This window comes from Streptomyces sp. B93 (assembly GCF_018070565.1).
Taxonomy (GTDB): domain Bacteria; phylum Actinomycetota; class Actinomycetes; order Streptomycetales; family Streptomycetaceae; genus Streptomyces.
Genome location: NZ_JAGPXL010000015.1, coordinates 125,929 through 147,018, shown reverse-complemented (window position 1 = coordinate 147,018; position 21,090 = coordinate 125,929). Strand labels below are relative to the sequence as shown.

Genomic DNA, 21,090 nt, shown 5'->3' with positions numbered 1-21,090 from the left:
GATGTCGAAGCTCGGCAACCTCGGCGCCCGACTCCACCGTGGCGAGGTCGGTTACGACTTCGTCGGCAACCGCAAGTTCTGGTACGGCATCTCGATCCTGATCACCATCACGGCCATCGTCGGCCTGGCGGTGCGCGGCCTGAACATGGGCATCGAGTTCCAGGGCGGCGCCGTCTTCACCACCCCGAAGACGTCCGTCTCGGTCTCCCAGGCCCAGGAGTACGCCGAAGAGGCCTCCGGCCACGACGCGATCGTCCAGAAGCTCGGCAACGGCAGCCTGCGCATCCAGATCGCGGGCACGGACACCAGCAGGTCCGACCAGATCAAGGAGACCCTCGCCGAGGACCTCAAGGTCGACGAGGAGAAGATCAACGCCGAGCTGGTCGGCCCCAGCTGGGGTGACCAGATCGCCAACAAGGCCTGGCAGGGCCTGGGCATCTTCCTGGTGCTGGTGGTGATCTATCTGGCGATCGCCTTCGAGTGGCGGATGGCGGTCGCCGCGTTCGTCGCCCTGATCCACGACATCACCATCACGGTCGGGGTCTACGCCCTGGTGGGCTTCGAGGTCACCCCGGGCACCGTGATCGGTCTGCTGACGATCCTCGGTTACTCGCTCTACGACACGGTCGTCGTCTTCGACAGCCTCAAGGAGCAGACGAAGGACATCGGCAAACAGACCCGCTGGACCTACAGCGACATCGCCAACCGCTCGATCAACAGCACCCTGGTCCGCTCGGTCAACACCACGGTGGTGGCGCTGCTGCCGGTGGCGGGCCTGCTGTTCATCGGCGGCGGTGTCCTCGGCGGCGGCATGCTCAACGACATCTCGCTGTCGCTGTTCGTCGGTCTGGCGGCCGGTGCGTACTCGTCGATCTTCATCGCCACGCCGCTCGTCGCGGACCTCAAGGAACTCCAGCCGGACATGAAGGCGCTGAAGAAGCGCGTGCTCGCCAAGCGGGCGCAGGGCGGTGAACCGGCCACCGCGCCGAGCACCCCCGCCTCCGACGACGGCTACGACGACGAACCCGAGGACGTCGCGCCCGCGGTCGTCGGCCCCCGTAACCAGCCCGCGTCCCGGGGCCGGGGCCGCGGCCGTCCCTCGGGGAAGCGCCGATGACCGACATCGAGCAGCTGCTGCTCAGCCGTATCCGCGACGTGGCCGACTACCCGGAGCCGGGCGTGATGTTCAAGGACATCACGCCGCTCCTGGCGGACCCGACGGCGTTCGGCGCGCTGACCGAGGCCCTGGCCGAGATCGCCGTGCGCCAGAGCGCCACCAAGGTCGTCGGTCTGGAGGCCCGCGGCTTCATCCTGGGAGCGCCGGTCGCCGTCCGCGCGGGCGTCGGCTTCATCCCCGTACGCAAGGCGGGCAAGCTCCCCGGAGCGACGCTGAGCCAGGCGTACGACCTGGAGTACGGCTCCGCGGAGATCGAGATCCACGCCGAGGACCTGACCGCCGACGACCGGGTGCTGATCGTGGACGACGTCCTCGCCACCGGCGGCACCGCCGAGGCGTCCCTCGAACTGATCCGCCGTGCCGGGGCCCAGGTCGCGGGCGTCGCCGTGCTGATGGAGCTGAGCTTCCTCGGTGGCCGCCCCCGCCTGGAGACCTCTCTGGCCGGAGCCCCCCTGGAGTCCCTCCTCACCATCTGAGACCGGCTCCACCCGCGCGCCCAGCACCGAGCCCCACCGCTGGGCGCGCACCCTTTTCCGGTACGCGGCGCACCCCCGGAGGAATCCATCGGACACCCCTCGCGTTTCTCGGGTAGACGGCCCTCACATTGGCCTGAAGGCGATCCTGGAGCGCAGGATCGCTACCATGGGGTCTCCGGAGCCTGACCGGGGGACCCGGATCGCGCACGAGGAGCCCTCTTGCCAGACGAGGCCCAGCACCTGACCGCCGCCAAGCCCGAGCCAGCCCCGGGCCCCGCGGCCACGCCCGCGCCGAACGCCAAGAGCGACGCCCGCGGGGCGGTGGAGAACGCCCCGGCCGCCTCCGCGAAGCCCGCCGAGCCGCGCCCCAAGCCGTCCCCACCGCAGCGACCCGCGGCCACGCCCCCCATCCGCCCGGCCTCCGCCCAGCCCGTCCGCACCGGCTCCTCCAACCGCGTCCGCGCCCGTCTCGCCCGCCTCGGCGTCCAGCGCGCCAACCCGTACAACCCCGTCCTGGAGCCACTGCTGCGGATAGTGCGCAGCAACGACCCCAAGATCGAGACGTCGACGCTCCGCCAGATCGAGCGCGCCTACCAGGTCGCCGAGCGCTGGCACCGCGGCCAGAAGCGCAAGAGCGGCGACCCGTACATCACGCACCCGCTCGCCGTCACCACCATCCTCGCCGAGCTGGGCATGGACCCGGCGACCCTGATGGCGGGCCTGCTGCACGACACCGTCGAGGACACCGAGTACGGCCTGGAGGACCTGCGCCGCGACTTCGGCGACGTGGTCGCGCTCCTCGTCGACGGCGTCACCAAGCTGGACAAGGTCAAGTTCGGCGAGGCCGCGCAGGCCGAGACCGTGCGCAAGATGGTCGTGGCCATGGCCAAGGACCCCCGCGTCCTGGTCATCAAGCTCGCCGACCGCCTGCACAACATGCGCACCATGCGCTACCTCAAGCGCGAGAAGCAGGAGAAGAAGGCGCGCGAGACCCTGGAGATCTACGCGCCCCTCGCCCACCGGCTGGGCATGAACACCATCAAGTGGGAGCTGGAGGACCTCGCCTTCGCGATCCTCTACCCCAAGATGTACGACGAGATCGTCCGGCTGGTGGCCGAAAGGGCACCGAAGCGTGACGAGTACCTGGCCATAGTGACCGACGAGGTCCAGCAGGACCTGCGGGCCGCCCGCATCAAGGCGACCGTCACCGGACGGCCCAAGCACTACTACAGCGTCTACCAGAAGATGATCGTCCGCGGCCGGGACTTCGCGGAGATCTACGACCTGGTGGGCATCCGCGTCCTCGTCGACACCGTGCGCGACTGCTATGCCGCCCTCGGCACCGTGCACGCGCGCTGGAACCCGGTCCCCGGCCGGTTCAAGGACTACATCGCGATGCCCAAGTTCAACATGTACCAGTCGTTGCACACGACGGTCATCGGGCCCAACGGCAAGCCGGTCGAACTCCAGATCCGCACCTTCGACATGCACCGCCGCGCCGAGTACGGCATCGCCGCGCACTGGAAGTACAAGCAGGAGGCCGTGGCCGGCGCCTCCAAGGTGCGCACCGACGTGCCCAAGGGACCTGCCGGCAAGGCCGGCAAGGACAACGCCGCCATCAACGACATGGCGTGGCTGCGGCAGCTGCTGGACTGGCAGAAGGAGACCGAGGACCCGGGCGAGTTCCTGGAGTCGCTGCGCTTCGACCTCTCCCGCAACGAGGTCTTCGTCTTCACCCCGAAGGGCGATGTCATAGCGCTCCCGGCCGGCGCCACCCCCGTCGACTTCGCCTACGCCGTCCACACCGAGGTCGGTCACCGCACCATAGGAGCGCGGGTCAACGGCAGGCTCGTACCGCTGGAGTCGACGCTCGACAACGGCGACCTGGTGGAGGTCTTCACCTCCAAGGCGGCCGGTGCCGGGCCGTCCCGCGACTGGCTCGGCTTCGTCAAGTCGCCCCGGGCCCGCAACAAGATCCGGGCGTGGTTCTCCAAGGAGCGCCGCGACGAGGCGATCGAGCAGGGCAAGGACGCCATCGTCCGCGCGATGCGCAAGCAGAACCTGCCGATCCAGCGCATCCTCACCGGTGACTCACTGGTCACGCTGGCGCACGAGATGCGCTACTCGGACATCTCCGCGCTGTACGCGGCGATCGGCGAGGGCCATGTCTCCGCGCAGAACATCGTGCAGAAACTGGTGCAGGCGCTCGGCGGCGAGGAGGCGGCCACCGAGGAGATCGACGAGGCGGTCCCGCCGTCCCGCGGCCGGAGCCGCAAGCGCCGCTCCAGCGCCGACCCGGGCGTCATCGTCAAGGGCGTCGAGGACGTCTGGGTGAAGCTGGCCCGCTGCTGTACGCCGGTGCCCGGCGACCCGATCATCGGCTTCGTCACCCGCGGTAGCGGCGTATCGGTTCACCGCAGCGACTGTGTGAACGTGGAGTCACTGTCCCGGGAGCCCGAGCGGATCCTGGAGGTCGAGTGGGCGCCCACCCAGTCCTCGGTGTTCCTGGTCGCCATCCAGGTGGAGGCGCTGGACCGCTCCCGGCTGCTGTCGGACGTCACCCGTGTCCTGTCCGACCAGCACGTCAACATCCTCTCCGCGGCCGTCCAGACCTCGCGTGACCGCGTCGCCACCTCACGGTTCACCTTCGAGATGGGCGACCCGAAACATCTCGGCCATGTGTTGAAGGCCGTCCGGGGCGTGGAGGGCGTCTACGACGTCTACCGGGTGACCTCGGCGCGCAACCGGACGTAGACAGGACAGCGAAGAACGGGGCTCCCCGATGCGGGGAGCCCCGTTCCTTTCGGTATGCCGTGTCTAGCCGCCGAACTCCTGGAGTCCCTTCAGCGCCTGGTCCAGCAGCGCCTGGCGGCCCTCCAGCTCACGCTCCAGCTTGTCGGCCTTGGCGTTGTTGCCCTGGGCGCGCGCCTGCTCGATCTGCGCCGTCAGCTTGTCCACGGCGGCCTGGAGCTGACCGGTCAGCCCCGCCGCACGCGCGCGTGCCTCCGGGTTGGTCCGGCGCCACTCGGCCTCCTCGGCCTCCTGGATGGCCCGCTCCACGGCGTGCATCCGGCCCTCGACCTTGGGGCGGGCGTCGCGCGGGACGTGGCCGATGGCCTCCCAGCGCTCGTTGACCGAGCGGAACGCGGCACGCGCGGCCTTCAGATCGGTGACCGGGAGGATCTTCTCGGCCTCCTCGGCCAGCTCCTCCTTGAGCTTCAGGTTCTCCGCCTGCTCCGCGTCCCGCTCGGCGAAGACCGAGCTGCGGGCGGCGAAGAAGACGTCCTGGGCGCCGCGGAAGCGGTTCCACAGGTCGTCCTCGTGCTCGCGCTGGGCGCGGCCCGCGGCCTTCCACTCCGACATCAGCTCGCGGTAGCGGGCGGCCGTGGGGCCCCAGTCCGTCGAACCGGACAGCGACTCCGCCTCGGCGACCAGCCGCTCCTTGGTCCGCCGGGCCTCCTCGCGCTGCGCGTCCAGCTGAGCGAAGTGCGCCTTGCGACGCTTGGAGAACGCAGACCGGGCGTGCGAGAACCGGTGCCACAGCTCGTCGTCGGACTTGCGGTCGAGACGCGGCAGCCCCTTCCAGGTGTCCACCAGCGCCCGCAGCCGCTCACCGGCGACCCGCCACTGGTCGGACCGGGCCAGCTCCTCGGCCTCGGTGACCAGCGCCTCCTTGGCCTGGCGGGCCTCGTCGGTCTGCCGTGCCCGCTGCGCCCTGCGCTCCTCGCGGCGCTTGTCCACCAGCTCGACCAGCTTGTCCAGCCGCGCCCGCAGCGCGTCCAGATCGCCCACGGCGTGGTGCGCGTCGACCTGCTCGCGCAGATGGGCGATGGCGACCTGCGCGTCCTTCGCCGACAGGTCGGTGGTCTGCACTCGCTTCTCGAGGAGGCCGATCTCGACAACCAGGCCCTCGTACTTGCGCTCGAAGTAGGCCAGCGCCTCCTCGGGGGAGCCTGCCTGCCAGGAACCGACGACCTGCTCGCCGTCGGCCGTACGCACGTACACGGTCCCCGTCTCGTCGACGCGGCCCCACGGGTCGCTGCTCACAGCGCCTCCTCCACATGATGCCTGCGGGGGGCGTCGGCACCCCTGGGCATCGTCCACAGTTTCGTCACGGCCAACATAGGCGACCGGCGGGTTGCCTGTCCGCATCCCGCGCGACCGAAATTACGCAGTTGGCGGTCAGGATTCGCTGACCGTGGCCTCGTTGATCACAACGGTCGCGTTCGGTGCCCCGTCACCGGCTCCGGTGTTCTCACCCGCGTCGGCGATCTTCTTCAGCACGGCCATGCCGGACTCCGAAACCGTACCGAACGGTGTGTAGTTGGGCGGCAACTGGCTGTCCTGGTACACCAGGAAGAACTGGCTGCCACCACTGTCCTTCTGCCCAGTGTTCGCCATCGCGACCGTGCCCGCAGGGTAGACGTTGTCCTTGAGGCTCTCGTCCTTCAGGTTCTCGTCCGGGATGGTGTAGCCCGGTCCGCCGGTGCCGCTGCCCGTCGGGTCGCCGCACTGGAGCACGTAGATGCCGTTGGTGGTGAGCCGGTGGCACGTCGTGTGGTCGAAGTAGCCCTTCCCGGCGAGGAAGTTGAACGAGTTCACCGTGTGCGGGGCGGCCGACGCCTTCAGGTCGATGTCTATGTCACCGCACGTCGTGGCCAGCTTCATCGTGTACTTCGCCGACTTGTCGATGCTGATCGCCGGTTCCTTCTTCCAGCTCATCGACTCGACGTCACCCTTGGCGGGCTTGTCGCACGGGTCGGGCGCCTTGCTGGTCGGCTCGGCGCTCGGAGTGACCTCCGCGCCCGCGTTGCTCTTGTCGTCGTCGCCCTTGAGGGTCCCGGTCGTGTACAGCGCGAGGCTGCCCACCAGAACCACGCCGAGCACCGACGCGATCACCGCGTTGCGTGTGCGTGTCTTGCGTCGTGCCTGGGTGCGCCGCTGCTGCTGCCGCAAGAACTTCTCCCGGGCGAGCTGACGCCGCCGCTGTTCCTGGCTGACCACCGGGTCTACTCCTCGTGCGTCTGGTGTACGTCGACGGTTTGCGCGCCTCGGGGTCAACCGCGCGCGTGTGTGCCCCGTACCGTATATGGGTTCGCTGAGTAATCGGCAGCGCCGGTAGGCTCTGACCTCAGGCGCAGCCCATTCACAAGCCACTCGAACCGACACAACGAAGGACGATCGTGCTCATTGCCGGGTTCCCCGCCGGGGCCTGGGGGACGAACTGTTATCTCGTCGCCCCCGCCGCCGGTGAGGAGTGCGTGATCATCGACCCCGGCCACCAGGCCGCCCCGGGCGTCGAGGAGGCCGTCGCCAAGCACCGCCTCAAGCCGGTCGCCGTCGTGCTCACCCACGGCCACATCGACCATGTCGCCTCCGTCGTCCCGGTGTGCGGCGCGCACGACGTGCCGGCCTGGATCCACCCCGCGGACCGCTACATGATGAGCGACCCGGAGAAGGCCGTCGGCCGCTCCATCGGGATGCCGCTGATGGGCGAGCTGACCGTCGGGGAACCCGACGACGTCAAGGAGCTGGCCGACGGCGTCAGGCTGGAACTGGCCGGTCTGGAGCTGTCGGTCGCCCACGCGCCGGGCCATACCAAGGGGTCGGTGACCTTCGGCCTGCCCGAGGCGGCGGACATCCCGCCGATCATGTTCTCGGGCGACCTGCTGTTCGCCGGCTCCATCGGACGCACCGACATGCCCGGTGGTGACATGGCCGAGATGCTCGACTCGCTGGCCCGCGTGTGCCTGCCGCTCGACGACTCGACCGTGGTGCTGTCCGGGCACGGCCCCCAGACGACCATCGGCCGGGAGCGCGCCACCAACCCGTACCTGCGGCAGGTGGCCGACGGCCAGGGAGCGGCTGACCAGGCTCCCCGACGAGGAATGTGACGAGAGACTCCCGTGAGCACCTTCAAGGCCCCCAAGGGCACGTACGACCTGATCCCGCCGGACAGCGCCAAGTTCCTGGCGGTGCGCGAGGCGATCGCCGCGCCGCTGCGCAACTCCGGCTACGGCTACATCGAGACGCCCGGCTTCGAGAACGTGGAGCTGTTCGCGCGCGGGGTGGGCGAGTCCACCGACATCGTGACCAAGGAGATGTACGCCTTCGAGACCAAGGGCGGCGACCGGCTCGCCCTGCGGCCCGAGGGCACCGCCTCCGTGCTGCGCGCCGCCCTGGAGGCCAACCTGCACAAGGCGGGCAACCTCCCCGTCAAGCTCTGGTACTCCGGCTCGTACTACCGCTACGAGCGCCCCCAGAAGGGCCGTTACCGCCACTTCTCCCAGGTCGGCGCCGAGGCGATCGGTGCCGAGGACCCCGCGCTCGACGCCGAGTTGATCATCCTGGCCGACCAGGCGTACCGCTCCCTGGGGCTGCGCGACTTCCGCATCCTGCTCAACAGCCTGGGCGACAAGGAGTGCCGCCCGGTGTACCGGAGCGCGCTCCAGGACTTCCTGCGCGGTCTCGACCTCGACGAGGACACCCTGCGCCGCGCCGAGATCAACCCGCTGCGCGTCCTCGACGACAAGCGCCCCGACGTCCAGAAGCAGCTCACCGACGCACCGTTGCTGCGCGACTACCTCTGCGACGCCTGCAAGGCGTACCACGAGGAGGTCCGCGAACTGCTCACGGCGGCGGGCGTGGCCTACGAGGACGACCCGCGGCTGGTGCGCGGCCTGGACTACTACACCCGCACCACCTTCGAGTTCGTCCACGACGGCCTCGGCTCCCAGTCCGCGGTGGGCGGCGGCGGCCGCTACGACGGCCTCTCCGAGATGATCGGCGGCCCCGCGCTGCCGTCCGTCGGCTGGGCCCTCGGCGTCGACCGCACGGTGCTGGCCCTGGAGGCGGAGGGCATCACCCTCGAACTCCCCGCCACCACCAGCGTCTTCGCCGTCCCCCTCGGGGAGGAGGCCCGCCGTGTCCTGTTCGGCAAGGTCACCGAACTGCGCAAGAACGGCATCGCGGCGGACTTCTCGTACGGCGCCAAGGGGCTCAAGGGCGCGATGAAGAACGCCAACCGCAGCGGCGCGCGCTACACCATCGTGGCCGGGGAACGCGATCTCGCCGAAGGCGTCGTCCAGCTCAAGGACATGGAGTCCGGCGAGCAGACGGCGATCGGCGTGAACGAGATCGTGGCGGAGCTGGAGTCGCGGCTCGGCTGACGCCCGGGGGGTGGGATCGGCCGTATGTCCTTATGCCGATCGAACGGTGAGGACACAGCCGTGTACGGCACAATGACCCGTGCCGGAAAGCAGGCCCCCACCCCCTAGCGACGGAATCGGCGTGATGAGCAAGACGACAGTGCAGGACGTCTCCACGGGACCCGAGCCGCGGCCCCCCGCCGAGGAGCGGCGGGCGGAGGGCGGCAGCCGGGCGTTCGCCCTGCTGCTGGTGATCACCGGCGCCGCCGGGCTGCTCGCCGCCTGGGTCATCACGATCGACAAGTTCAAGATCCTCGAGGCCAAGGTCGCCGGGGAGACGTTCACCCCCGGTTGCAGCCTGAACCCGGTCGTGTCCTGCGGCAGCGTCATGGAGAGCGACCAGGCCTCCGTCTTCGGCTTCCCCAACCCGATGCTCGGCCTGGTCGCCTACGGCATCGTGATCGGCGTCGGCATGGCCCTGCTCGCGCGGGCCCGCTTCCCGCGCTGGTACTGGCTCACCTTCAACGCGGGCACCCTCTTCGGCGTCGTCTTCTGCGCCTGGCTGACGTTCCAGTCGCTGTACCGGATCAACGCGCTGTGCCTGTGGTGCTGCCTGGCGTGGGTCGCCACCATCGTCATGTTCTGGTACGTGACCTCCTTCAACATCCGCAACGGCTTCCTCCCGGCGCCCGGCTGGCTCAGGGGCTTCTTCGGGGAGTTCACCTGGGTGATGCCGGTGCTCCACATCGGCATCATCGGGATGCTCATCCTGACCCGGTGGTGGGACTTCTGGCTGAGCTGACGGCCGGGACCGGGTTGTCAGTGCGGTGATTTAGGGTTTTGGACGTGGAGCCCGATCTGTTCACCGCCGCAGCCGAAGACCGCCAGGAGAAGGAGCCGTCCAGCAGCCCCCTGGCGGCACGGATGCGCCCGCGCACCCTCGACGAGGTCGTGGGCCAGCAGCACCTGCTGAAGCCCGGCTCACCCCTGCGCCGCCTGGTCGGCGAGGGCGGCCCGGGCCCGGCGGGACCCTCCTCGGTGATCCTCTGGGGCCCGCCCGGCACCGGCAAGACGACCCTCGCGTACGTCGTCTCCAAGGCCACCAACAAACGCTTCGTGGAGCTGTCCGCGATCACCGCGGGCGTCAAGGAGGTCCGCGCGGTCATCGACGGCGCCCGCCGCGCCACCGGTGGCTACGGCAAGGAGACCGTCCTCTTCCTCGACGAGATCCACCGCTTCAGCAAGGCCCAGCAGGACTCCCTGCTCCCCGCCGTGGAGAACCGCTGGGTCACGCTGATCGCCGCGACCACCGAGAACCCGTACTTCTCGGTGATCTCCCCGTTGCTCTCCCGCTCCCTGCTGCTCACTCTCGAACCCCTCACCGACGACGACGTCCGCGCCCTGCTGCGCCGCGCCCTCACCGACGAGCGCGGCCTGAAGGGCGCCGTCACCCTCCCCGAGGACACCGAGGAGCACCTGCTGCGCATCGCGGGCGGCGACGCCCGCCGCGCCCTGACCGCCCTGGAGGCCGCCGCCGGGGCCGCCCTCGACAAGGGCGAGACCGAGATCGCGCTGACGACGCTGGAGGAGACCGTCGACCGCGCGGCGGTGAAGTACGACCGCGACGGCGACCAGCACTACGACGTCGCCAGCGCCCTGATCAAATCCATCCGCGGCTCCGACGTCGACGCCGCCCTGCACTACCTGGCCCGGATGATCGAGGCCGGGGAGGACCCCCGCTTCATCGCCCGCCGTCTGATGATCTCCGCCAGCGAGGACATCGGCCTCGCCGACCCGAACGCGCTGCCCATCGCCGTCGCCGCCGCCCAGGCCGTCGCGATGATCGGCTTCCCCGAGGCCGCCCTCACCCTCAGCCACGCCACCATCGCCCTCGCGCTCGCCCCGAAGTCCAACGCCGCGACCACCGCGATAGGCGCCGCCCTGGACGACGTACGCAAGGGGCTGGCCGGGCCAGTGCCGCGGCACTTGCGGGACGGGCACTACAAGGGCGCCGCCAAGCTGGGGCATGCGCAGGGGTACGTCTACCCGCACGACCTGCCCGAGGGCATCGCCGCCCAGCAGTACGCGCCGGACGCCCTGAAGGACCGCGAGTACTACACCCCGACCCGGCACGGCGCCGAGGCCAGATACGCGGACGCCGTGGAGTGGACCCGCAAGAACCTCGGTCGGAAGCGGCCCTGAGCACCCTGTAGACTGCTCCGAAGTGCTGAGTCCCGTGCTGTCAGAGCGGGACAGCCAGCCGGAGACCCGATCCCCCCGGATCGGCTCCAGGAGCGTCGCGCACCGGCGAACGGTGTCGCGGGCCGCCCACCACCGTCCCAGCAGTTCCGGGAACCGGTCGGTGGGCCACTCGCGTGCTGCACGTATGTGCCCAGACCAGGGGAGCGGCTGCCCACCCCGTCCCGAAGGGACGCGGAGGGTTTCCCCGGCTGCGGATGCGACCTCCCTCAACACCCTGACGAGCCGAACTAGGAAATGAGAGACAGTGGCGAACCAGTCCCGCCCCAAGGTCAAGAAGTCGCGTGCCCTCGGTATCGCGCTGACCCCGAAGGCCGTCAAGTACTTCGAGGCCCGTCCCTACCCGCCGGGTGAGCACGGCCGCGGCCGCAAGCAGAACTCGGACTACAAGGTCCGTCTGCTGGAGAAGCAGCGTCTGCGCGCGCAGTACGACGTGTCCGAGCGCCAGCTCGTCCGCGCCTACGAGCGTGCCTCCAAGGTTCAGGGCAAGACCGGTGAGGCCCTGATCATCGAGCTGGAGCGTCGCCTCGACGCGCTGGTCCTGCGTTCGGGCATCGCCCGCACGATCTACCAGGCCCGCCAGATGGTCGTCCACGGCCACATCGCCGTCAACGGCCAGAAGGTCGACAAGCCGTCCTTCCGCGTCCGCCCGGACGACGTCGTGCAGGTCCGCGACCGCAGCAAGGACAAGACGCTCTTCCAGATCGCCCGTGAGGGCGGCTTCGCCCCCGACGGCGAGACCCCGCGCTACCTCCAGGTGAACCTCAAGGCCCTGGCGTTCCGCCTGGACCGCGAGCCGAACCGCAAGGAGATCCCGGTGATCTGCGACGAGCAGCTCGTCGTCGAGTACTACGCCCGCTGACCCCAGCAGGACGCAGCACTCCAGCGGTACCTCAGCCCGCCGTCCCGCCGCCCTTCCGGGTGCGCGGGGCGGCGGGTTCGTGCAGGTCCGCCCGGCCCCGCAGCCGCCGCGCCGACCCGTGCGGCGCCCGCGGCACGAGAGGCCTGCCGGACCCGGCGCCGGGACCGCCGAGGGCCCGCGCTACGGCCGACTCCCGGCCGAGCCGCCTTCCCTCCCGTACGCAGCGCGCGTACCGCTCGTCGCCCAGCCGCTCCCGGGCCAGTGCCTCGCAGTGCTGGTGCGGGGCGTTGTAGTAGGCCGAGCCGAACAGCGGCAGGCCCACCGACGGCCACATCCCGGCCGCCGCGCCCTGGAGCACCGCCGCCTCCGCGGCGTCGCCCTCCGCCACCGTGACCAGGGCCAGCAGCTCCACCGCCAGCACCGAGCCCAGCAGGTCGTGGAAGGCGTGCGCGTCCCGCAGGCAGTCGGTGAGCAGTTCCCGGGCGCCGGGCAGATCGCCCTCGCGCCAGGCCGCGTACGCCAGCACGTACAGCGCGTAGCCGCGCGCCCAGCGCTCCCCGTGGTCCTCGCAGACCCGGCGCACGTCCTCGCACAGGCGTACGGCGTCGGGGAGATCGCCCTGGAACGCCCTGGTCATCGCCAGCTCGACCTGCCCCATCAGCACATTGCTGTTCAGCTCGCCGATGTCCTGGTAGCGCGCCAGCGCCGAGCGCAGCAGGGCCTCCGCGCGGGGCATGTCGTCCGTGACCAGCGCCAGACATCCCGTGCGGTGCTCCGCGTACGCCAGCGCGGTCGGGCTCGCGACGCGTTCGGCCTCCTCGCGGCACTCCTGGAGGGCGCCCAGTGCCGTGACCGGGTCGCCCTGGAGGACCGCCACATAGCCGAGCACCCACAGCGCCTTCAGCCTGGAACGCTCCCCGGCCGTCGGCTCCCCGGCCGGCTCCAGACAGCGCCGCAACCAGTGCCGTCCTTCCGCGAGCCGTCCGCAGCCGACCCAGTGGAACCAGAGCGAGCCCGCCAGGTACTGGCCGAGGTGCGCGCCGTCCGGCTCGGTCAGGCAGTGCTCCAGGGCGCCCCGCAGATTGGGCAGCTCCGCGTCGATCCGGGCGGCGACCTCGCTCTGCCGCGGCGAGAACCACTCCAGCTCGCACCAGGTGGCCAGGCCCAGGTACCAGTCGCGGTGCCGTCGCCGCAGCCGCTCGGCGTCCCCGGTCGCGGTCAGCCACTCGGCGCCGTACGCCCGGACCGTGTCGAGCATGCGGTAGCGGACCCCGGCCGGGGTCTCCTCGCGGCCGAGCACCGACTGGTCGAGCAGCTGTGCCAGGACGTCGAGGACGTCGTGGGCGGGGAGGTCCTCGCCGCCGCACACGTACTCGACCGCCTCCAGGTCGAACGTCCCGGCGAACACCGACAGGCGCGCCCACAGCAGGCGCTGCGGTGGTGTGCACAGTTCGTGGCTCCAGCCGATCGCCGTGCGCAGGGTCCGGTGCCGGGGGAGTCCGTCGCGCGGGCCGCCGTCCAGGAGCCGGAACCGGTCGTCGAGCCGCTCCAGGAGCCGACGCGGCGACAGCGCCCGCAGCCGTCCCGCCGCCAGTTCCAGCGCGAGGGGGATGCCGTCCAGCCTGCGGCACAGCCGCCGTACGTCATCGTCGTCGTCGAGGGTCACGCCCTGGCGGGCGGCGCGTTCCCGCAGGAGCCGCACGCCCTCGTCCTCGCCCAGCGGGGCCAGCGGGAACAGCTGCTCTCCGGCCACGCCCAGCGGCCGGCGGCCGACCGCGAGCACCTTGAGGCCGGGTGCCCGGCGCAGCAGTTCGGCGGCCAGTGCGGCGCAGGCGTCCACCAGGTGCTCGAACCCGTCGAGGACCAGCAGGAGTTCACGGTCCGCGAGATGGTCGTGGAGCGTCTCACGCGGCGGGCGCGCGGTGTGGTCGGTGAGGGCCAGGGCCTCCACGACGGCGTACGCGACGAACTCCGGATCCCTGAGCGTGGACAGCTCCGCGCGCCAGACGCCGTCGCGCGGAGTGCGGCGGGCGCCCGCGCGGGCGGCGAGCCGGGACTTGCCGACCCCGCCGGGGCCGGTCACCGTCACCAGCCGGGAAGCGTCGAGCGCCCGGTCCAGCGCGGTGAGTTCGGCCGCCCGGCCCACGAACGCGTCCAGCTCCAGGGGGAGGTTGCCGGGCCTCGGGCCCTCGGCACGCTGATGATCCCGCATGGAACACGGAGCGTACTGAACCGTATTCAGTCCGTACAATCGGCTTGCGCGACTCCGCCCCGCGCGCCCCACCTAATCCGGTACGGAGGCGCAGCCCTGGCGCGATAGGCTCGGTGCACGACTTTTTCGATGCTCAGGCAGATGCCCAGTACGTTTCAGGGAGCGGGTGCGCAGTGTCCGGTGGAGAGGTGGCCGGGATCCTGGTGGCCGTCTTCTGGGCGATCCTGGTGTCCTTCCTCGCCGTGGCCCTGGCGAGGCTGGCCCAGACGCTCAGGGCGACCACCAAGCTCGTGGCGGACGTGACCGACCAGGCCGTTCCGCTGCTGGCCGACGCCTCCGCGGCGGTGCGCTCCGCGCAGACCCAGATCGACCGGGTCGACGCGATCGCCTCGGACGTCCAGGAGGTCACGTCGAACGCGTCCGCGCTGTCGACGACCGTCGCCTCCACCTTCGGCGGCCCGCTGGTCAAGGTCGCGGCGTTCGGCTACGGCGTGCGCCGGGCCCTCGGCGGCGGCCGGCAGGACGCGCCCGAGCGGACGGCCCGTCGTACGGTGATCGTGGGCCGTACGGTCCCGGCCGCGCGGTGGGGCAGGCGCAACCAGCGCGGAAAGAAGGACTGAGAGCGAGTGTTCCGCCGTACCTTCTGGTTCAGCACCGGCGTCGCAGCCGGGGTGTGGGCCACCACCAAGGTCAACCGCAAGCTGCGGCAGCTGACCCCCGAGAGCCTCGCCGCCAGCGCGGCGAACAAGGCGATCGAGGCCGGTCACCGCCTCAAGGACCGCGCGGTCGGCTTCGCGCTGGACGTCCGCCACAACATGGCCGAGCGGGAGGCCGAACTCGGCGAGGCGCTCGGCCTGAACGCGCCCGTCGACCCCCAACTCCCGGCCGCCCGGCGGTACCCCGCCATCGAGAACAGCAACAAGACGAAGACGTACGTCATCGACCGGACGACGTACTCGTACAACCGGAATGAGGACCACTGATGGAGTCGGCTGAGATCCGCCGCCGCTGGCTGAGCTTCTTCGAGGAGCGCGGGCACACCGTCGTCCCTTCGGCGTCGCTCATCGCGGACGACCCGACTCTGCTCCTCGTCCCCGCCGGCATGGTGCCCTTCAAGCCCTACTTCCTGGGTGAGGTCAAGCCGCCCTTCGACCGCGCCACCAGCGTGCAGAAGTGTGTGCGCACCCCCGACATCGAAGAGGTCGGCAAGACCACCCGGCACGGCACGTTCTTCCAGATGTGCGGCAACTTCTCCTTCGGCGACTACTTCAAGGAAGGCGCCATCAAGCTCGCCTGGGAGCTGCTCACCAGCCCCCAGGACAAGGGCGGTTACGGCCTGGAGCCGGAGAAGCTCTGGATCACCGTCTACAAGGACGACGACGAGGCCGAGCGCATCTGGCACGACGTCGTCGGCGTGCCGAAGGAGCGCATCCAGCGCCTCGGCATGAAGGACAACTACTGGTCCATGGGCGTCCCCGGCCCCTGCGGCCCCTGCTCCGAGATCAACTACGACCGCGGCCCCGAGTTCGGCGCCGAGGGCGGCCCCGCCGTCAACGACGAGCGGTACGTGGAGATCTGGAACCTCGTCTTCATGCAGTACGAGCGCGGCGAGGGCACCGGCAAGGACAACTTCGAGATCCTCGGCGAACTGCCGAGCAAGAACATCGACACCGGACTCGGTCTCGAACGGCTCGCCATGATTCTCCAGGGCGTGCAGAACATGTACGAGATCGACACCTCGATGGCCGTCATCAACAAGGCCACCGAGCTGACCGGCGTCCGCTACGGCGACGCCCACGCCTCCGACGTCTCCCTGCGCGTGGTCACCGACCACATGCGCACCGCCACCATGCTCATCGGCGACGGCGTCACCCCGGGCAACGAGGGCCGCGGCTACGTGCTGCGCCGGATCATGCGCCGCGCCATCCGCAACATGCGCCTCCTCGGTGCCACCGGGCCGGTCGTCAAGGACCTCATCGACGTCGTGATCGGCATGATGGGCCAGCAGTACCCCGAGCTGATCACCGACCGCGAGCGGATCGAGAAGGTCGCCCTCGCCGAGGAGAACGCCTTCCTGAAGACGCTGAAGGCGGGCACCAACATCCTCGACACCGCCGTCAGCGAGACCAAGGCCGCCGGTGCCACCGTGCTCCCCGGCGACAAGGCCTTCCTGCTCCACGACACCTGGGGCTTCCCGATCGACCTCACCCTGGAGATGGCCGCAGAGCAGGGCCTGTCCGTGGACGAGGACGGCTTCCGGCGCCTGATGAAGGAGCAGCGGGAGCGCGCCAAGGCCGACGCCCAGGCCAAGAAGACCGGCCACGCCGACATGGGTGCCTACCGTGAGATCGCCGACTCCGCCGGTGCCACCGAGTTCATCGGGTACACCGACACCGAGGGCGAGTCCACGGTCGTCGGCATCCTCGTCGACGGGCTGTCCTCCCCGGCCGCCACCGAGGGCGACGAGGTCGAGATCGTCCTCGACCGCACCCCGTTCTACGCCGAGGGCGGCGGCCAGATCGGCGACACCGGCCGGATCAAGGTGGACTCCGGTGCCGTGATCGAGATCCGTGACTGCCAGAAGCCGGTGCCCGGCGTCTACGTCCACAAGGGCGTCGTCCAGGTCGGCGAGGTCACGGTCGGCGCCAAGGCCCACGCCTCGATCGACGACCGGCGGCGCAAGGCCATCGCCCGCGCCCACTCCGCCACCCACCTCACCCACCAGGCCCTGCGCGACGCCCTCGGCCCCACGGCCGCCCAGGCCGGCTCCGAGAACCAGCCCGGCCGCTTCCGCTTCGACTTCGGCTCCCCGTCCGCCGTACCGCAGACGGTCATGCTCGACGTCGAGCAGAAGATCAACGAGGTGCTCGCCCGTGACCTGGACGTCCGCGCCGACGTCATGGGCATCGACGAGGCCAAGCGGCAGGGCGCCATCGCCGAGTTCGGCGAGAAGTACGGCGAGCGGGTCCGCGTGGTCACCATCGGCGACTTCTCCAAGGAGCTGTGCGGCGGCACGCATGTGCACAACACCGCCCAGCTCGGCCTGGTGAAGCTGCTCGGCGAGTCGTCGATCGGCTCCGGTGTGCGCCGTATCGAGGCCCTGGTCGGTGTCGACGCCTACAACTTCCTGGCCCGTGAGCACACGGTGGTCAACCAGCTCACCGAGCTGCTCAAGGGCCGCTCGGAGGAACTGCCGGAGAAGGTGTCCGCCATGCTCGGCAGGCTGAAGGACGCCGAGAAGGAGATCGAGAAGTTCCGCGCCGAGAAGGTGCTCCAGGCCGCCGCCGGACTCGCCGAGTCCGCCAAGGACGTCCGGGGCATCGCCCTGGTCACCGGGCAGGTGCCGGACGGCACCACCGCCGACGACCTGCGCAAGCTGGTCCTGGACGTGCGCGGCCGTATCCAGGGCGGCCGGGCCGCCGTGGTCGCCCTGTTCACCGTGGTGAACGGCAAGCCGCTGATGGTCATCGCCACCAACGAGGCCGCCCGCGAGCGCGGTCTGAAGGCCGGTGACCTGGTTCGTACGGCCGCCAAGACGCTCGGCGGCGGCGGTGGCGGCAAGCCGGACGTCGCCCAGGGCGGCGGCCAGAACCCGGCCGCCGTCGGTGACGCCGTCGACGCGGTCGAGCGGCTCGTGGGCGAGACGGCCAAGTGAGCACCGACGGACCGACGGGCGGGACCGGCCACGGGATGCGCCGCGGCCGTCGCCTCGCGATCGACGTCGGGGACGCCCGGATCGGGGTCGCCTCCTGCGACCCCGACGGGATCCTCGCCACACCGGTGGAGACGGTGCCCGGCCGGGACGTCCCGGCCGCGCACCGGAGGCTTCGCCAGCTCGTGCAGGAGTACGAACCGATCGAGGTCGTGGTCGGGCTCCCGCGCTCCCTCAAGGGGGGCGAGGGCCCGGCCGCGGCCAAGGTCCGGGTCTTCGCCCAGGAGCTGGCCAGGGGCATCCGGCCGGTCCCGGTCCGGCTCGTCGACGAACGGATGACCACCGTCACGGCCAGCCAGGGACTGCGTGCCTCGGGGGTGAAGTCGAAGAAGGGACGCTCGGTCATCGACCAGGCCGCCGCTGTGATCATCCTTCAGCAGGCACTGGAATCCGAACGGGTGTCAGGCAAAGCCCCGGGCGAGGGCGTCGAAGTGGTCATCTGATCGCGATACGGTAACGTTCCGCGCGATGCGGTGGCATTCGAACAGCTGCCGCACAGGAGAGGCGGGACGGACACCGGACCCGGAGCCGCGTGACCGCCGCCTCGCGGCTCTAGGGGATCGATGACTGAGTATGGCCGGGGCCAAGGCTCCGAACCGTGGGATCCGGAGGACCCGTTGTACGGGGACGGCGGATGGGGCGGACAGCAGGCTCACCAGGGCCAGCAGTCCACCTACGGCGGCCAGCCGCAGCACTACCCGCAGCAGCCGCAGTCGCAGCAGTCGCAGCAGTCGCAGCAGTCGCAGTACGGCGACTGGGGCCAGGGCGCGCAGGATCCTTACGCCCAGCCGCAGCAGCAGTACCCGCAGCAGTACGGGCACCAGTACGACCAGCAGGGCAACCAGCAGCACCACCAGCAGGGCAACCAGCAGTACGACCAGTACAACCAGCAGTACTACGGCGGCCAGGACCAGCAGCAGCAGTACGACAACGGCGGCTGGTCCACCGGCGCACACCCGCAGACCCCCTACCCCGGCGACCCGGCCGACCCGTACGCCCAGCAGAGCGCGGCCTACAACGGTGAGCAGCCCGACTTCTACAACACGCCGGACGCCTATCCGCCGCCGGAGCCGCCGAGCCGACGGCGCGCCGAGCCGGAGCCGGAGACCGACTGGGACCCGGGTCCCGACCAGGGCGAGCACGCCTTCTTCGCCGGCGGTGACGACGAGGACGACGACGCCGACGACCGTGACGGCCCCGACGACGGGTCCGGCGGGCGGCGTGGGCGCGGGGAGCGGCGCGGGCGGGGCGGCAAGGACAAGAAGAGCCGCAGCGGCTGCGCCTGTCTGGTGGTCGCCCTTGTGTTCGGCGGAGGGCTCGCCGGGGTCACGTACTTCGGCTACCAGTTCTACCAGGATCGTTTCGGCTCGGCCCCGGACTTCGCGGGGGACGGTACGGACGAGCAGGTGGCCGTCGAGATTCCCAAGGGTGCGACCGGCTACGAGATCGGCCGTCGGCTGAAGGCGGCGGGCGTCGTCAAGAGCGTGGACGCCTTCGTCGCCGCGCAGTCACAGAACGCGGACGGCGACTCCATCCAAGCGGGCGCCTATCTGCTGCGCAAGGAGATGTCCGCGGCGAGCGCCGTCGACATGATGCTCGACCCCAAGAGCCAGAACAACCTGGTCGTCCCCGAGGGCACGCGCAACGTCGCGGTCTACAAGATGATCGACGAGCGCTTGGAGCTGTCCGAGGGCACCACGGCGAAGGTCGCGAAGCAGGAGTACAAGAACCTCGGGCTGCCCGACTGGGCCCTGAACCACCCCGATGTGAAGGATCCGCTGGAAGGATTCCTCTACCCGTCCAGCTACGCCGCCAGCAAGGGGCAGAAGCCGGAGGCCGTCCTGAGGGAGATGGTCGGCCGCGCGAGCGACAAGTACGAGGAACTGGGCCTGGAGAAGAAGGCGAAGGGCCTGGGCCTCGACGACCCCTGGCAGCTGCTCACCGTGGCCAGCCTGGCGCAGGCCGAGGGCACCAGCCACGACGACTTCCGCAAGATGGCCGAGGTCGTCTACAACCGCCTCGACGCCGGGAACCCCGAGACCTACGGCTCTCTGGAGTTCGACTCCACGTACAACTACATCAAGAACCAGAGCAAGATCGACCTGACGATCGCGGAGCTCAAGCAGTTCGACAACCCGTACAACACGTACTTCGTCAAGGGACTCCCGCCCGGTCCCATCGACAACCCGGGCGAGGAAGCGCTCAGGGGCGCGCTCAACCCGACGGACGACGGCTGGTACTACTTCATCTCGCTGGACGGCAAGACCAGCAAGTTCACCAAGACGCTCGCCGAGCACGAGAAGCTCGTCGAGCAGTTCAACGCCTCGCGCTAGAGAACAACGGCCAAGGACAGGTCATGACAATTGGGGCCCCAGCCGCCCGCCGGGCCGCCGTGCTCGGATCGCCGATCGCCCACTCGCTCTCGCCGGTGCTGCACCGCGCCGCATACGACGAGCTGGGGCTGAGCGGCTGGACGTACGACCGTTTCGACGTCGACGAGGCGGCGCTGCCGGGCTTCTTCGACACGCTCGGCCCCGAGTGGGCGGGGCTGTCGCTGACTATGCCGCTGAAACGTGCGGTGATCCCGCTGGTGGACGAGATCAGCGAGACGGCGGCCTCGGTCGAGGCGGTCAACACCGTCGTCTTCACCGAGGACGGCCGACGTCTCGGCGACAACACCGACATCCCCGGCATGGTCGCCGCGCTCCGCGAGCACGGCATCGAACAGGTCGGCACCGCGGCCGTGCTCGGCGCGGGCGCCACCGCGTCCTCCGCGCTCGCCGCGCTGTCCCGGATCTGCACCGGCCCGGTCACCGTCTATGTCCGCAGCGCGGCCCGGGCCGCCGAGATGCGGCAGTGGGGCGAACGGCTCGGCGTCGAGGTCCGCACCGCCGACTGGTCCGACGCGGCCCGGGCGCTGCGCGCCCCGCTGGTCGTCGCCACCACCCCGGCCGGTACGACCGACGCGCTCGCCGCCGCCGTACCGGAGGCGCCCACCACCCTCTTCGACGTCCTCTACGACCCCTGGCCCACCGCGCTCGCGGCGCGCTGGTCGGCGCACGGCGGTGCCGTCGTCAGCGGCCTCGACCTGCTGGTCCACCAGGCGGTGCTCCAGGTGGAGCAGATGACCGGCCGCGGCCCGGCCCCGGTGGAGGCGATGCGGAAGGCGGGCGAACACGCGCTCGCCGAGCGCTAGGGCGGTACCCGCGGGGAGACTTCCCCGGGACGGACGCGCCGTGGCGGC

At 70.5% G+C, this 21,090-nt stretch carries 17 protein-coding genes; 14 read left to right on the top strand and 3 right to left on the bottom strand.

Annotation, left to right across the window (positions count from 1 at the left end):
* Position 1 precedes the first annotated feature (1 nt).
* The 3 genes from secF (at position 2) to KBY47_RS17435 (ending at position 4,407) form a co-directional block, all read left to right on the top strand.
* Positions 2 to 1,117 carry a protein translocase subunit SecF gene (secF, locus tag KBY47_RS17445; RefSeq protein ID WP_210922060.1) on the top strand — a complete coding sequence of 372 codons (1,116 nt, stop codon included), beginning with the start codon at positions 2 to 4 and terminating at the stop codon, positions 1,115 to 1,117.
* Positions 1,114 to 1,653 carry an adenine phosphoribosyltransferase gene (locus KBY47_RS17440; RefSeq protein WP_210922059.1) on the top strand — a complete coding sequence of 180 codons (540 nt, stop codon included), beginning with the start codon at positions 1,114 to 1,116 and terminating at the stop codon, positions 1,651 to 1,653. Before secF ends, KBY47_RS17440 begins: the two co-directional genes overlap by 4 nt.
* Before the next feature lie 219 nt (positions 1,654 to 1,872).
* Positions 1,873 to 4,407, top strand: coding sequence for a bifunctional (p)ppGpp synthetase/guanosine-3',5'-bis(diphosphate) 3'-pyrophosphohydrolase (locus tag KBY47_RS17435; protein WP_210922058.1), 2,535 nt, complete (start codon positions 1,873 to 1,875; stop codon positions 4,405 to 4,407).
* A gap of 63 nt (positions 4,408 to 4,470) precedes the next feature.
* On the opposite strand, the gene KBY47_RS17430 is transcribed toward KBY47_RS17435, so the two are convergent.
* On the bottom strand, positions 4,471 to 5,700 hold the full coding sequence (locus tag KBY47_RS17430; protein ID WP_210922057.1) for a DUF349 domain-containing protein: 1,230 nt from the start codon (positions 5,698 to 5,700) through the stop codon (positions 4,471 to 4,473).
* Positions 5,701 to 5,835: 135 nt separating this feature from the next.
* Entirely contained in the window at positions 5,836 to 6,657 is an 822-nt protein-coding gene (locus KBY47_RS17425; protein ID WP_210922056.1) for a peptidylprolyl isomerase, read from the bottom strand.
* Positions 6,658 to 6,836: 179 nt separating this feature from the next.
* Between KBY47_RS17425 and KBY47_RS17420 the strand changes: the two genes are divergently transcribed.
* From KBY47_RS17420 to rpsD, 5 genes are all read left to right on the top strand, one after another.
* Positions 6,837 to 7,547 carry an MBL fold metallo-hydrolase gene (locus KBY47_RS17420; RefSeq protein WP_210922055.1) on the top strand — a complete coding sequence of 237 codons (711 nt, stop codon included), beginning with the start codon at positions 6,837 to 6,839 and terminating at the stop codon, positions 7,545 to 7,547.
* Between the two features lie 12 nt (positions 7,548 to 7,559).
* On the top strand, positions 7,560 to 8,822 hold the full coding sequence (hisS, locus tag KBY47_RS17415) for a histidine--tRNA ligase (RefSeq protein ID WP_210922054.1): 1,263 nt from the start codon (positions 7,560 to 7,562) through the stop codon (positions 8,820 to 8,822).
* Positions 8,823 to 8,946: 124 nt separating this feature from the next.
* Positions 8,947 to 9,603, top strand: coding sequence for a vitamin K epoxide reductase family protein (locus KBY47_RS17410; protein ID WP_210922053.1), 657 nt, complete (start codon positions 8,947 to 8,949; stop codon positions 9,601 to 9,603).
* Between the two features lie 44 nt (positions 9,604 to 9,647).
* Positions 9,648 to 11,003: a replication-associated recombination protein A gene (locus KBY47_RS17405; RefSeq protein ID WP_210922052.1), complete on the top strand. Its 1,356-nt coding sequence runs from the start codon at positions 9,648 to 9,650 to the stop codon at positions 11,001 to 11,003.
* 304 nt (positions 11,004 to 11,307) lie between these two features.
* The gene (rpsD, locus tag KBY47_RS17400) at positions 11,308 to 11,922 is read left to right on the top strand and encodes a 30S ribosomal protein S4 (protein ID WP_210922051.1); all 615 of its coding nucleotides are present in this window, start codon (positions 11,308 to 11,310) and stop codon (positions 11,920 to 11,922) included.
* Positions 11,923 to 11,953: 31 nt separating this feature from the next.
* Here the strand turns inward: rpsD and KBY47_RS17395 are convergent, their stop codons facing one another.
* On the bottom strand, positions 11,954 to 14,134 hold the full coding sequence (locus KBY47_RS17395; protein WP_210922050.1) for an AAA family ATPase: 2,181 nt from the start codon (positions 14,132 to 14,134) through the stop codon (positions 11,954 to 11,956).
* A gap of 173 nt (positions 14,135 to 14,307) precedes the next feature.
* Between KBY47_RS17395 and KBY47_RS17390 the strand changes: the two genes are divergently transcribed.
* From KBY47_RS17390 to KBY47_RS17365, 6 genes are all read left to right on the top strand, one after another.
* On the top strand, positions 14,308 to 14,754 hold the full coding sequence (locus tag KBY47_RS17390; RefSeq protein ID WP_210922049.1) for a DUF948 domain-containing protein: 447 nt from the start codon (positions 14,308 to 14,310) through the stop codon (positions 14,752 to 14,754).
* Positions 14,755 to 14,760: 6 nt separating this feature from the next.
* On the top strand, positions 14,761 to 15,117 hold the full coding sequence (locus tag KBY47_RS17385; RefSeq protein WP_210922048.1) for a hypothetical protein: 357 nt from the start codon (positions 14,761 to 14,763) through the stop codon (positions 15,115 to 15,117).
* Complete coding sequence (gene alaS / locus KBY47_RS17380; RefSeq protein ID WP_210922047.1) at positions 15,117 to 17,789, top strand: alanine--tRNA ligase; 2,673 nt, start codon at positions 15,117 to 15,119, stop codon at positions 17,787 to 17,789. The genes KBY47_RS17385 and alaS overlap by 1 nt, the downstream gene beginning before the upstream one ends.
* A gap of 35 nt (positions 17,790 to 17,824) precedes the next feature.
* A complete protein-coding gene (ruvX, locus tag KBY47_RS17375; protein ID WP_210922093.1) occupies positions 17,825 to 18,289 on the top strand; it encodes a Holliday junction resolvase RuvX in 465 nt (154 codons plus the stop codon).
* A gap of 120 nt (positions 18,290 to 18,409) precedes the next feature.
* Entirely contained in the window at positions 18,410 to 20,179 is a 1,770-nt protein-coding gene (gene mltG, locus KBY47_RS17370; protein WP_210922046.1) for an endolytic transglycosylase MltG, read from the top strand.
* A gap of 23 nt (positions 20,180 to 20,202) precedes the next feature.
* Positions 20,203 to 21,042: a shikimate dehydrogenase gene (locus tag KBY47_RS17365; RefSeq protein WP_210922045.1), complete on the top strand. Its 840-nt coding sequence runs from the start codon at positions 20,203 to 20,205 to the stop codon at positions 21,040 to 21,042.
* The last annotated feature ends 48 nt before the right edge of the window (positions 21,043 to 21,090 follow it).

What these genes read in the sequence shown, in the direction of transcription:
- secF (WP_210922060.1), top strand. Translation starts at nt 2, where the DNA reads ATGTCGAAGCTCGGCAACCTCGGCGCCCGACTCCACCGTGGCGAGGTC.
- KBY47_RS17440 (WP_210922059.1), top strand. Translation starts at nt 1,114, where the DNA reads ATGACCGACATCGAGCAGCTGCTGCTCAGCCGTATCCGCGACGTGGCC.
- KBY47_RS17410 (WP_210922053.1), top strand. Translation starts at nt 8,947, where the DNA reads ATGAGCAAGACGACAGTGCAGGACGTCTCCACGGGACCCGAGCCGCGG.
- KBY47_RS17395 (WP_210922050.1), bottom strand. Translation starts at nt 14,134, where the DNA reads ATGCGGGATCATCAGCGTGCCGAGGGCCCGAGGCCCGGCAACCTCCCC.
- alaS (WP_210922047.1), top strand. Translation starts at nt 15,117, where the DNA reads ATGGAGTCGGCTGAGATCCGCCGCCGCTGGCTGAGCTTCTTCGAGGAG.
- ruvX (WP_210922093.1), top strand. Translation starts at nt 17,825, where the DNA reads ATGCGCCGCGGCCGTCGCCTCGCGATCGACGTCGGGGACGCCCGGATC.
- mltG (WP_210922046.1), top strand. Translation starts at nt 18,410, where the DNA reads ATGACTGAGTATGGCCGGGGCCAAGGCTCCGAACCGTGGGATCCGGAG.
- KBY47_RS17365 (WP_210922045.1), top strand. Translation starts at nt 20,203, where the DNA reads ATGACAATTGGGGCCCCAGCCGCCCGCCGGGCCGCCGTGCTCGGATCG.